12 protein-coding genes are annotated in these 12,603 nt (G+C 61.3%); 1 reads left to right on the forward strand and 11 read right to left on the reverse strand.

What is annotated here, in order from left to right:
- Window positions 1–92: 92 nt before the first annotated feature.
- The 11 genes from ACESSC_RS08305 to ACESSC_RS08355 form a co-directional block, all read right to left on the reverse strand.
- Entirely contained in the window at window positions 93–1,406 is a 1,314-nt protein-coding gene (locus ACESSC_RS08305; RefSeq protein ID WP_373162414.1) for a DUF4013 domain-containing protein, read from the reverse strand.
- A gap of 149 nt (window positions 1,407–1,555) precedes the next feature.
- A complete protein-coding gene (locus ACESSC_RS08310; protein ID WP_373162416.1) occupies window positions 1,556–2,578 on the reverse strand; it encodes a YitT family protein in 1,023 nt (340 codons plus the stop codon).
- Between the two features lie 206 nt (window positions 2,579–2,784).
- On the reverse strand, window positions 2,785–3,300 hold the full coding sequence (locus ACESSC_RS08315) for an Asp23/Gls24 family envelope stress response protein (protein ID WP_055251999.1): 516 nt from the start codon (window positions 3,298–3,300) through the stop codon (window positions 2,785–2,787).
- Window positions 3,301–3,344: 44 nt separating this feature from the next.
- Window positions 3,345–3,722, reverse strand: a complete 378-nt coding sequence (locus tag ACESSC_RS08320; protein ID WP_233502694.1) for a DUF2273 domain-containing protein — start codon at window positions 3,720–3,722, stop codon at window positions 3,345–3,347.
- Entirely contained in the window at window positions 3,715–4,260 is a 546-nt protein-coding gene (locus tag ACESSC_RS08325) for an Asp23/Gls24 family envelope stress response protein (RefSeq protein ID WP_373162418.1), read from the reverse strand. Before ACESSC_RS08325 ends, ACESSC_RS08320 begins: the two co-directional genes overlap by 8 nt.
- A gap of 166 nt (window positions 4,261–4,426) precedes the next feature.
- Window positions 4,427–5,233, reverse strand: coding sequence for a YebC/PmpR family DNA-binding transcriptional regulator (locus ACESSC_RS08330; protein ID WP_055251993.1), 807 nt, complete (start codon window positions 5,231–5,233; stop codon window positions 4,427–4,429).
- A 167-nt stretch (window positions 5,234–5,400) separates the two neighbouring features.
- Window positions 5,401–7,584: a DUF6020 family protein gene (locus ACESSC_RS08335; RefSeq protein ID WP_373162420.1), complete on the reverse strand. Its 2,184-nt coding sequence runs from the start codon at window positions 7,582–7,584 to the stop codon at window positions 5,401–5,403.
- Between the two features lie 74 nt (window positions 7,585–7,658).
- The gene (lgt, locus tag ACESSC_RS08340; RefSeq protein WP_373162422.1) at window positions 7,659–8,480 is read right to left on the reverse strand and encodes a prolipoprotein diacylglyceryl transferase; all 822 of its coding nucleotides are present in this window, start codon (window positions 8,478–8,480) and stop codon (window positions 7,659–7,661) included.
- Between the two features lie 109 nt (window positions 8,481–8,589).
- Window positions 8,590–8,868 carry a NifU family protein gene (locus ACESSC_RS08345; protein ID WP_099432127.1) on the reverse strand — a complete coding sequence of 93 codons (279 nt, stop codon included), beginning with the start codon at window positions 8,866–8,868 and terminating at the stop codon, window positions 8,590–8,592.
- Between the two features lie 172 nt (window positions 8,869–9,040).
- Window positions 9,041–9,565, reverse strand: coding sequence for a deoxycytidylate deaminase (locus ACESSC_RS08350; RefSeq protein WP_117640262.1), 525 nt, complete (start codon window positions 9,563–9,565; stop codon window positions 9,041–9,043).
- A gap of 85 nt (window positions 9,566–9,650) precedes the next feature.
- On the reverse strand, window positions 9,651–10,502 hold the full coding sequence (locus ACESSC_RS08355; RefSeq protein WP_373162424.1) for a type III pantothenate kinase: 852 nt from the start codon (window positions 10,500–10,502) through the stop codon (window positions 9,651–9,653).
- 192 nt (window positions 10,503–10,694) lie between these two features.
- On the opposite strand from ACESSC_RS08355, the gene ACESSC_RS08360 reads away from it, so the two are divergent.
- Complete coding sequence (locus ACESSC_RS08360; RefSeq protein WP_373162426.1) at window positions 10,695–12,398, forward strand: OPT/YSL family transporter; 1,704 nt, start codon at window positions 10,695–10,697, stop codon at window positions 12,396–12,398.
- The last annotated feature ends 205 nt before the right edge of the window (window positions 12,399–12,603 follow it).

A 12,603-nucleotide genomic window follows, 5' to 3' on the forward strand; every position in this document is an offset into this window, starting at 1 on the left:
GGGGGCGGACGTTTCGACACGTCCGCCCCCGCTCATTTGTCAGGCTCTATTTCTACCATTTCTACCCCGTCCCCAAATGGCAGGTGGCAGGGCTACTCGTCCTGCGGCTCTTCGTCGGGACTCGGCTCGGGCTCGGGATCGGGCTCAGGTGCGGGCTCGGGCTCCGATTCCGGCATGGGCTCGGGTGCGGGCTCGGGCTGGGGCTCGGGTGCGGGCTCGGGCTGGGGCTCGGGTGCGAGCTCGGGCTGGGACTCGGGCTCAGGCTCGGGCTCAGGCTCGGGCGCAGCATCCGGAGCGCTATAACCCGAAGGAGCGGACTTCTTCTCAAACGGCAGCACAAAGGTCAGAACGTCGTCCTTATCCTCATCGGCCCACTCGCTTGCGTAGCGCGCAACCCAATAGCCAACGGCACGGTGCTTGAGCATCTTGCCAAAGACCGTAAGAAATACGGTGACGAAAGCGACCAGCACCAGGAACAGCACGAGTATAAGGCCACCACCGGAGACAATCGCCTCGATACCCGTGGGGCGATAGTAATAGCCGTACGCGCCAATTCCGGCAATGGCGCCAAAGACGACCGTCAAGATCCATGTGACAACGTTGGCGACCAGGCCCGTCAAAAACTCGGGAAGGAACGAAGCACAGAACAGCTTGGTCTTGTTGTGCTTAAACGCCGCCCAAACCTTGTCGAGCGAAAACGCGCTCTCGACGCGACCGGTCACCGCAAAGTGCATCACGGCGATGTCGGCGAACATCTTAAAGAAGACCCCCAAGACCGCCGTGGCAATCATAGCCAGGACAAGCAGGCCAAGCGAGCCAAACAGCGCTGCCTCGAGTGCATAAGAGCCGTAATACGAATACGAGCCCGCGGCGCCAATTACCACGCTCTCCACCAGCGAAAGCACTACACCGATAACGGGAATGGCAGCGATAACCTCGAGCACGACCGAGATAACGCTCGAAAAGACTCCGAGGCCAAACGACGTGGAACGCATGAGTGGACGATCCATACCGTCATCAACCTTGAGCGACAGATCGCGACCCCACTCAATACCAAAGCCGGAACCACACACGCTCGCAATGCAAGCTGCCAAAAAGCCGATGGCAGCTGCAATGCCGCCAATAACGGGAATAAGCAGCACGAGTACCGACACAACACAAATCAGCGCCGGTAAAAAGGCAATCTGGCACACGCGCTGCAGCACGCCCGGAGTCTTGGTCATATCTTGGAACGCCTGAGCCACACAGCCCTTTGGCGCATTCGCCACGGGCGGTTGAGGGGCAAACTGCTGAGGCTGAGGCTGACCCTGAGGGGCAGAGGCTGCGGCACCGGCATTGGGGGCACCACACGCGCCGCAGAACTTATCGCCATCGCCCATAGGGGCGCCACACTGCGAGCAAAACATAGAATCATCCCTTCGTATCTTGAACGAATCACTTGGATCGCAAACGATGTCTTTAGCATCATTATTGCCCAATGTGGGGTCAAATACTCAAAGATGACCGATTTGCAAGGTACACGGCGCCAGCAGGCGGTTCGTTGAATACGTCTGCGTTAGTTCGTTCCGCGGAAACCCTTGCCGACGATCTCGGAGCTGTCGACGATCGTGATAAAGGCACCCGGATCGACTTCGCGCGCATAGCGGCGCAGCTGCACGGCCTCGCGACGGCTTAGCACGCTCATGATCACCGTCACGCACTTGCCCGAGAAGGCACCGTAGCCGCGGCTGATCGTTGCTGTGCGGTTGAGATGTTTGACGATAAACTCCTCGACCTTAAGGGGCTCGGAGCAAATGACCGTGCAGACTTTGCGCAGGTGAATGCTCTCGATGGCCTTGTCGACCACAAGCGTCTTGGCAAACAGGCCGAGCACGCAATACAGACCGACGCGCGGACCGTACAAGAAGGCCGCGATGGTCACGATGCCGATATCGACCAACAGCAGGGCGCGGCCAATCTCGAGCGTCGTGCGACGTTTGAGGATCATGGCGAGAATGTCCGTGCCGCCCGTCGAGGCGCCGATGTCAAAGACAATGGCGCTGCCGAGCGCCGGCAGAATCACGGCAAAGCACAGGTCGAGCCACATATCGCCCGTCATCGAGACATCGGTCGGAATAAAGAGCTCAAACAGCGAAACATAGGCGGACAGCGCAAACGAGGCAAAGACACTCCACAGGATTGCCTTGCGCTCCAAAAAGATAAAGCCCAGGATGACGAGCACCGCATTGATAATCCACATAAAGACACCGACGGGCAGGGTCGGGAACAACGTGGAGAGAATGACCGACACACCCGAGGTGCCGCCAAAAGCAAAGTGATTTGGGGTTTTAAACGCGACGATGGCAAAAGCCGTAAGAATCAGGCCCAGGTTGAGCTCGGCGAAAAAGCGCGGGAAGCCCGGCTCCTGGCTGCGCTTGCGACCAGCGCGCTCGCCCCGCTCGATAACATCGCGATCGACCACGCGCTCCATCGGCACTACGGGAGGACGATGCACCTCCTCGGCAGCACGCGACGCCGCCTCTGCCGCAGCGGCCTCAATTGCCCATGCCTTGCTTTCTGTTTCGTGCTCGTCGGCCATTACGGCAACCCCTCGTTAACAATTTGGAAACAATGCGCCCATTAGGGTAACGCGGAACGTGGGGATTGCAACCCTTAGTTAGACGAGCGGTATGGCTACATCGGGAGCGTACAAAAACGGCCGGCCACGCTTTTGCTTGCGCGGTCGGCCGTTTAACGTTTTCGCAGATAAAACCTGCCGAAACAAACCTGTCCCTTTTTGGAAGGTTATTCGTGCTGGCTGGTGCGGTGCTCGTACTCCTCGGGGGTGATGACGTCCTCGATGCGCAGGTTGACGCCCGCCACCTCAAGGCCGGTCATCGCTGCCAGACGCTCGGTGACACGTGCCTTAACATCGTCGAAGATCGCGGGCGCATAGGCGCCGTACTCGATGATGACGGAGATGTTGACGACCACGCGATTGTCATCGGTGACCTCGACCGTCACGCCCTTGGTCAGATTCTCGGCACCAAACTGCTCCTGCACAAAGTGCATGAGGTTACCCTTCATGCCCAGAACGTGCGGAACCTCGCGAGTGGCCATGGCAACGATCTTCTCGATCACGCCGTTGGAATAGGTCAGCGAGTCCTCGGACTCGTCTGCTTCCTCGTCGTCCTCATCCGTATCGGACTCGGCCTCGACGAGAGCCTCGTCCTCGAGCGTCACATCCTCAGCTTCGGCGACGACCGCCTCGTTCTCCTCGAGCTCGGTATCGGCTACATCGACCTTCGTATTAAAAGCCATGGTTCCTCCTTATGCCTGCCGCGAATGCGACAGTCGAATACATATTAGCGGCCGCTAAACAGACGACCGAAGAAGTTGACGATCCCGTTCTCGCCGTCGCGAATTTGGCCGATCACAGCGCCGATCAGCACGAAGAATGCAATGACGAGCGTGTCCCACAGGCCCAACGTAAGTACCAGCACGGCGAGGATAAAGCCTGCCACGGCGCCGAGCGTAGTGTTGGGGTGGCGCACGGCGTAGCTCCAGATAGCAGCGCCCGTACCTTTGATGAGACCCATGGCCTCGTCAAAGTCGTTGGCGGCGCTGTCGTGCTGCTCGCCGGCCTCGGGCTTGGTGTCGGCGGACTCGCCTGCCGGCATAGCGTTCTGATCGATCGTCAGGCGCGGCGTGCGGGCGGTCTTATCTTGATTGGTATCACTCACCGGAAACCTCCACGGTCTGGACGGTAGTCTTGGACGGCAAAAAACGGACACGCGCGGTCGTACCCGGCGTGCCGAGCATGGTGTCGCAGGCCTTCTCGATGCGCTGCTGCATCGAGGTGGCAAGAGCGGCAACGTCCTTATCATCGAGCGCGATGGCCTCGACCTTAAAACGGACGTGCGAATCGTCGGAGCCTTGGACGCGGGCCTCGACATGCTCGACCATCACGCGGTCGTCACGCTCGGCAGCAGCCCTGGCGCACGAAGAAAGCGCCGCAAGGGTAACCTCGATATTGCGCTCCCCCGCCGGATGCACGCAGGACGGTTCGCGACGGGCGAACATCAGGCGGAAAAAGCTCAGCAGTACGCCGATCGCCACGACGCCGGCGCACGCCGTCACGACGATGCGCGGCATGGGGTCGCGCATCAGCAGCATAAAGCGATACGTATACGGCCCCCAAAACTGGCAGACAAGCGTACCCAGTGCCACGATGGTGGCGGCAAGATACACGATCGCTAGGGCTCGTTTGAGTACGCGCACGCGGCGCTCCCTTCAAATCTCGGCTCTCGAAATGCAGAACGGTTCGCATCATTATAAAAGAGCCGGGTCCGGTGCTCTACGCACGCGGATCCGGCTCATCTATTCCACGAGGCTTGCATGCTCGCTTCATTATGCCCAGATATGCACGGCTCAATCCGTGCTGGCGCTACTCCTCCTCGAGGGCAGCGATGACCTCGTCGGTCATGTCCATGGTGCTGTAGACGTCCTGGACGTCGTCGAGCTCCTCAAGACGGTCGATGAGGCGCTGGACCTTCTTGGCGTCGGTACCAGAGACCTCGGTCGGGGTGGTCGGGACCATGGTGGTCTCGGAACCCTTGACCTGGACGCCCTGCTCCTCGAGCGCCTTGGAGACAGCCATGACGTCGTTGGCAGCAGTCCAGACGATCCACTCCTCGCCGGCATCCTCGTAGTCCTCGCCACCGGCCTCGGCGATGGCCATCATGAACTCATCCTCGTCACCGGCAGCACCGTTGGCGATCATGGTCTCCTTCTTGGCGTTCTCGTCCAGGATCTCCTTGGCGACGACGATCTGGCCCTTGCGCTCAAACTGGAAGGCGACGGAGCCGGAGGTGCCCAGGTTGCCACCAGCGTGGGAGAAGGCGGAACGGACATCAGCGGCGGTACGGTTGCGGTTGTCGGTCAGGCAGTCGACGTAGACGGCAACACCGGCGGGACCGTAGCCCTCGTACACGATGTTCTCGTAGACGGCGGCGTCAGCACCCGAACCAAAAGCCTTGTCGATAGCGGACTTGATCTTGTCCTTAGGCATGGACTGAGCCTTGGCCTTGGCAACGGCAGCGGCGAGGCTGGCGTTGTTCTCGGGCAGCGGGTCGCCGCCGAGACGGGCAGCAACGGTGATGTTGCGGCTGAGCTTGGAGAAGAGGGCGGAACGCTTGGCGTCCTGCGCGCCCTTACGATGCTTGGTTGTGGCCCACTTAGAGTGTCCGGACATACGTGTCTCCTATCGGTTTCGACCTAAAGCCCAGCGCAGATGCTCGGGCAATATAAACAAACGTCGTTATGATATACCTACTGGCCTGCAAGATAAACCCCAAAATGAAGGCGTCGTGATGATGGCCCCTTTGGTGCAGCAAAGAAACCTGACCCCAATGCACCAGGTTAGGACCAGAGGAAGTCACTGCGGGTGACGGTGGCGCCGATGGCGAAGGGCATGCAGGCGATGACCGGATACAGGTAGCGCATGTAGGTCGAGCCGTTGCACGGACCAATCAGGCACACGGCGAGCACGCCCAACAGCGGCACCCAGATCGCCAGCGCACGCCATGAATGACGACGCAGCAGGTAGACCACCACGGCGATCATAATCCACACATAGGTGGCCGAGCTCATGGTGAGCGAAATAAACGGGATGCGCTGCACCGCCACACGGTACAGATTGATCAGGTGGTCGCACCAGCGCACCACGTTGCTGTCAACCGGATGGAAGTCGAAGTACTTGAGGTTGTCGGGACGCGCCATGATCTCGGCACTACGCGCCGTGCTGTAGACCCAGGCATCGCGCGCGCTCGGATAAAAGTAGCCGTAATAGTTATTGATGAGCGCCGAGATATAGCACTCGGGATCCTTTTTGAACATCTGCGCCCAGACCTCAAAATAGGCCTTGATGTCCTCCTGCGAGGCGTACTCGTTAAAGCAGTTCTTGACGGCATCCGACTTATCCGGGTTGTAACGGCGGCCCAGATTCTCGTACTTGAGCACCCGGTCGATCACGGCGCGCTCCTCGTCGGTCACCAAGCCGTCGCAAGGAGCCTCCACGATGGTGCCGTCCTCCTTTACCGTGGGGTTGACGCCCGAGTTGAGGCCGTCGTGCTTTTGGACGAAACGAGCCGTCTGTTGGAACGGAATCGAGAGGATTTCGCGCTTGGAACCAGGCGTGATGTCGTGCGCCGGCATAAAGACCTTGGTGAAGTACATATTAGAGGCAAGGCAGAGTGCGAGCACCGCGAGGACGCCAACCCAGCGGAAGCGCGGCGTGGCGCATGAGACCGCGGTGCCCGTCTGCTTAGCCGCACGACGGGCGACATGTACATCCCATGCGCAAAACGCCGCCGCAATCACGCAGGCCGCCAACGGAAAGACCAGACCGCCATTGCGCAAAAACGTGGAACCCATAGCAGCCAGCGCAAGCAACAGCCAGTCGTGGCGCGCAAAGAGCACGGGCCTCTGTTCGCCCGCACGCTCGGCATTGGCATCACGACGGGGCAAGCCACATGCCACGAGCTTGACGGTCTGCACCAGCAGCACCAAAAACGCGTCGGCAAAGAGCACGTCTTTGGTAAGCAGGGCCGCGTAGTTAGAGAACATCGGCATAAACGCAAAGAACAGCAGGATCACACCGCGAACCGGCAGGCTCACGCCCAGTTTGCGCAGCGACGAAATGGAATAGGCCATGCAGGCAGCCGTGATGACAAATTGAGCGCAGGTATAGATGATGAGGCCCGCGTTAGCGCTGTTGAACAGCGAAAGCCCCAGTTGAACGCACGAGCCGATAATGGCCGTGTGTACTACGGGATGATGCCCGTTGAGCAGCACGTTGGGGTTGAGTAGGCGCAGGTAGTCGCTCGTGCCGTTGGGATAGTTGAACCACTGGCGAATCTGCGCACCCGTATCTCCCATAAAAAGGCCGGGCAGCGAAGCGATGAGCGTGGGCGCCCAGGCGATCATAAGCACCAGGAAGGGCCCGGCAAAGGGATGGACCGAGAGCACGGCGTGAGCCACACGCCATATGCGGCCAAAGTGCGCCTCGGAAAACGGGATGCGTCGGGAGCTCAGCCAATCCAGACACTCAAAAGCCAGATAGAAGGCCACGATCGCTAGGAGCATCCAGCCCGCGCCGCCAATCCAGGCGCAGATGATGCGGGCCTTGTCGCCAAGAACAATCTCGGCCGAGTCGGTGAGGTCGTAGCTGCGGCCGAACACCATGCAGATGGCGAAAAACAGCGACGGCAGAATAATCGATGGGCGCCAGGTGTCGCCACGGCCAAAGAATACGTAGCGAAACGGCAGCGTGAGCAGGCAGGCAAGCGCAAGCAGCATGACCGCGTCGGTATGGCCGGCAAACGAGAGGAGCACCTCGTAGCACACGTACAGCATGCCCGAGGCTTTGGGGTCAATCGCCAAGACTGCGTTGCTCGACACCGGGGCGGGATCGATGGAAAACGCCGTGGTCGCCAACAGCGCGAGCAAAAATGCGGCGAGCGTCTGCTTGGCGGGGTAGCGCTTAAACCAGACGATGCGGGCCGCGTCGCGCGCAGCCGTTGTGGAGAGATCGGAATCCTTCACAGTCCGAAAGCCTTTCTAGAAACCTATCAAACTCGGCAAAACCACCGCAAAGGTGCCTGTCCCCTTTGTGGTGGTTAGGCGTCGAGGTAGATGCGCTGGGGACGGTTGCGGTGTCGCGCGAAGATGATGAGCGCCAGGCCGGCGATCACGAGCGGAAGACTCAGCAGCTGCCCCATCGTGATGACGCCGCCCAGCAGATAGCCAAGCTGGGCGTCGGGCACGCGCACGAACTCGACGAGGAAGCGGACGATGCCGTATCCCATCACGAACACGCCCATAAACGTACCCTGGGGCAGCAGCGGCTTTTTGCGGCTGAGCACCTGCAGAATGCAAAAGAGCACGATGCCCTCAAGAAATGCCTCGTAGAGCTGGGAGGGGTGACGCGGCATATCGCCCGCAGTCCCGCCAAAGACCACGCCCCATGGCAGATCGGTCGGCTTGCCCCACAGCTCGCCGTTGACAAAGTTGGCGCAGCGTCCCAGGCACAGGGCCAGCGGCGCGCCAATGACGGCAAGATCGGCCAACGTCCATGCATCGAGCTTATACATGCGGCACACGATGATGCCGCCCAAGATGCCGCCGACCAGGCCACCGTGGAAGCTCATGCCGCCCTCGTTGGTGGCAAAGATCTCGAGCGGGTGCGCCCAGTAGTAGCCGTCGCCGTAAAAGATGACGTAGAACAGACGGGCGCCAATGATAAGGCCAAAGACCACGCCGACCACGACACTCGTCAGGTCGTCAATCGTGATGTTAAAGCCCCAGCGACGCTGCGTGCGATACATGACGACCGCCGTGAGCAGAGCTCCGACCACATAGGCCAGACCATACCAGTAAATCGTGATGGGCCCCGCTGAAATCGCGACGGGATCAAGCATATGGTAGAAGTCGTTGAGCATGTCGACCCTCCTACTCCCTACATACAAATGCGGCCGCGGGCCTTACGCTCGCAGCCGCATATTTGGGCGTAACGTCTATGCGGAGTATGCCGTCCGCAGCTTTCGCATCTTAGAACGGCGCGTACTCGTCGTACAGGTCGTCGGTCTCGCCGGAGGCATTGACCTGCTCGACACGGGTAACGCCGGGCACATGCTCCTTCAGGATGCGCTCAATACCCATGGACAGGGTCAGCGAGCTCATGGGGCAGCCGGCGCAAGCGCCCTGCAGCTCCAGTTTGACGACGCCCTCGTCGTCAACGCCCACATACTCCATATCGCCGCCGTCGGCCTGCAGGTTGGGGCGAATCTCTTCAAGAACCTTCTTAAGCAGCTCTTCGTTAACAGCCACAGGGGCTCCTTTCTCACAATTACGCGGGCGCGCCCGCGGACAGAAGCTATGTTACTACAGCCGTGTACCCGCTCACGAGCCGTCCATGCGCGCAGACGCGACTTTCACGAGTAGTCAATTTGGGACGGGGATCTTTTAGCTGCCTGTTGTTACCAGCTGGCGTTGGCACGCGCTACTGCCGAGCCTGTCCCCCGGTACCAATCTGGACATCGACGATAACCTGGCGGTAGCTAATACCGCAGGAGTCGAGAATGCGGCGGCTGATGCGGCCGTCGTCGGTGTCGGCGTACTTGTTGTCCAGGTAGACAACCTCGCCCACACCCACCTGTGCCAAAATCTTGGCGCAGTCGTGGCACGGGAACAGCGTGACGTAGACCGTGGAACCCTCGAGGTCCTTGAGCGAGCCACGGTAGTTGAGCACGGCGTTGGCCTCGGCATGGACCACGTAGTTGTGCTTGTCCTGCAGCGGGTCGTCGCTCGTACCCCACGGGAAAAAGTCGTCGTTGAGCGCCGAGGGCGTACCGTTGTAGCCCACCGAAAGGATACGGTGGTTGGTGCTGGCGATGCACGCACCCACCTGCGTGTTGGGGTCCTTGCTGCGGCGCTGTGCGGCGATGGCCACGCTCATAAAGAACTCGTCCCAGCTAATGACGTCCAGGCGCTTGCCTGACGAAGTTTGATGAAGATCGTCCGACATGGCAGACACCTCCGTAATCGCAATAGTTTGACCCATTGTAGCAGGTGAAAGGTGGGGGGCGTTTGTCCCACCGGCGCCCTCACTTTTACACGCGGCGGGGCTTTTGGTTGATGCGGTAGAGCTCGGCGAGTCCTCGCAACGTCAGCGCGTCGTCTACCGTCAGGCTGTGGCCGACCAGCGACGCGAGCGCCTCGGCATCGTCGCCGGTAATGACGATGGGCACGTCGCCCTCCCCCGCGGCCTTGGTCGCGCGCATCTCGGCGAGCACCATGTCGAGCATGCCGTCGATGCGGGCCACCTCGCCCAGAACCACGCCCGAACGCATGGCCTCGCGCGTGTTGCGGCCGATCACATGCGTGGGTGCCGAGGGCTCGACCTGCGGCAGACGCGCCGCAGCAGCCGAAAGCGAGCGGGCGCCAAGCGCCAGACCCGGCGCGATGACGCCGCCCACAAAGGTGCCGCGCGCGTCGATGACCTCGATATTGGTCGTGGTACCCAAGTCGATCACGATGCACGGAGAGCCGTAGACGGCACGGGCCGCCACGGCGTCGGCAATGCGGTCGGGGCCGATCTCGGCCGGGTCATCGTAGTGCACGGGTATGCCGGTCTTGAGGCCCGGTCCCACGGTGAGCACGCGCCCCGTGCAGGTGCGGGAAAGCGCCGCCTTCCACGGGCGCTCGAGCGCGGGGACCACACAGCTCAGTACGGCAGCCGCGGGCACAAGCGCACCCGGCATGCCCGCATCGGCCGCCAGTGCGGCCATGACCTGCACGAGACGCATGCGCGCCTCGTCTGCTGTGATGCTCGACGGCGTGGTGATCTCGCACGTCGCAAGCGGACATTCCTGCGCCGCGGCCGAATCCCCTGCAAACAGGCCAAAGCGAATGAACGTGTTGCCCACGTCGACCGTCAATATATATGCGCACCCATTAAGCATCGTCGGCGCTCCTTTCGTCTGTCCAGCAGTATATCGCCTACCTAAACCAGTCATCCCAAAATGACTAGCTTGCGGCTATACTGGTGCGCGGTCGCGCGCGAGCTCATGCGGCGGCCCTTGGTAACCCGACTTCCCGCGCCGTATCCGTAACGGCGCTCCCGGGGGAAGCGGATATACGCAAAGGAGTTTTATATGAGCAATCCCTCGAACCGCGCTTCGATGCGCGGGCAACTCACGCTGCGCGGCGTCGTCATCGGCGTCCTTGGCTGCGTGATCATCACGGCAAGCTCGGCCTACACGGCCCTCAAGATGGGTGCACTCCCCTGGCCGATTATTTTCGCTGCCGTCATCTCGCTGTTCTTCCTGAAGCTCATGGGTGACGCCAGCCTCAACGAGGCCAACGTCACCCACACCATCATGTCCGCGGGCGCCATGGTCGCCGGCGGCCTGGCGTTTACCATCCCGGGCGCCTGGATGCTGGGCTATGCCGACCAGATCAGCTGGCTCGACATGTTTATCGTGGCACTCGCCGGCACCATCTTGGGCCTGCTGGCAACGGCGCTCATCCACCGCCACTTTATCGTGGACGCCGCGCTCGAGTTCCCCACCGGCAATGCCGCAGCTCAGACACTGCGCGCCACCGAGGCCGGCGGCAAGACCGGCAAGCAGCTCTTTGGCTCCATGGCCGTCGCCGGCATCTACAGCGTGCTTCGCGACGCTCTGGGCGTGGTGCCCAGCATGCTGTGCACGCTCAATATCCCCGGCGTGACCTTTGCCATCTATAACTCGCCCATGCTGCTCTCCATCGGCTTTTTGGTTGGCTTCGCCCCGGTTGCCTTCTGGTTTGCCGGCGCGCTGCTAGGTAACTTTGGCATCATCGTGGGCGGCACCGCTGCCGGTCTATTCGACGTTGTGACTGCGCAGGGCATCGTCAAATCGCTCGGCATGGGCCTCATGATGGGCTTTGGCGTCGCCGTCGTCCTCAAGGACATCCTGCCGCAGGTCGCCGGCATCGCCCGCGGCCTCGCCGCCGACAGCTCCAGCGACACCGACGAGCAGTCGCTCATCTCGGGCTCGCTTAAGCTCGACGCCGGCATCATCGGCCTGGGTACTGCCGCCATCGCCGTGATCGTCGCCATCGCGCTCGACCTTGGCCCCGTCCCGGCCGTCATCGTCACGCTGTTCACCTTTGTCACCACCATCATGAGCGCGCAGAGCTGCGGCCAGACGGGCATCGACCCCATGGAGATCTTCGGCCTCATCGTCATGCTCATCGTGGCTGCCTTCGCACAGATCGCCCAGGTCAAGCTGCTCTTTATCGCCGGCATCGTGGCCGTGGCATGCGGCCTTGCGGGCGACGTCATGAACGACTTTAAGGCCGGCGCCGTGCTGGGCACCAATCCGCGTGCGCAGTGGATCGGCCAGGCCATCGGCGGCATCGTGGGCGCCCTGGTCGCCGCTGCCGTCATGGTCGCGCTTGTCACCGCCTATGGTCCGGATGCTTTCGGCCCCGACAAGAGCTTTGTGGCCGCGCAGGCAAGCGTCGTCGCCACCATGGTCTCGGGCATCCCGAGCGTGCCGTGGTTCGCAGGCGGCTTTATCGCCGGCATCGTCATGTACTGGCTCGGCATTCCGGCCATGATGATCGGCCTGGGCGTGTACCTGCCGTTCTACATGTCGCTCACGGCCTTCTTGGGCTCCTGCGCCAAGCTCGCCTACGACAAGTGGGCCGCACGCCGCGACGCCGCTGCCGGTCTTTCGGACGAGGAGAAGGCCTCCAAGGATGCCGCCTTCCAGGAGCAGGGCCTGGTCGTCGCCAGCGGCCTGCTCGGCGGCGAGTCCATCGTCGGCGTTATCCTGGCGTTTGTCTCTGTTGGTCTGAGCCTGCTGGGGTAGGCCGAACAACAACGCACCAGCGCAGAGCGCGGGGTCGGAATCAAACCGGCCCCGCGCTTTTTTGTCTATTTGACTCTTATGATCCTCACGGCGTTTTAGCCATGTCGATTGTCCTGACTTCCAGGTCAACAAACCTTGTCTGACACCTCGCCTAACGCGGTGTAGAGTAAAGACGACAGACGCAAGAAGCGGCTCAGAAGCTAAA

The sequence above is a fragment of the Collinsella aerofaciens genome (assembly GCF_964243765.1).
Taxonomy (GTDB): Bacteria; Actinomycetota; Coriobacteriia; order Coriobacteriales; family Coriobacteriaceae; genus Collinsella; species Collinsella aerofaciens_BU.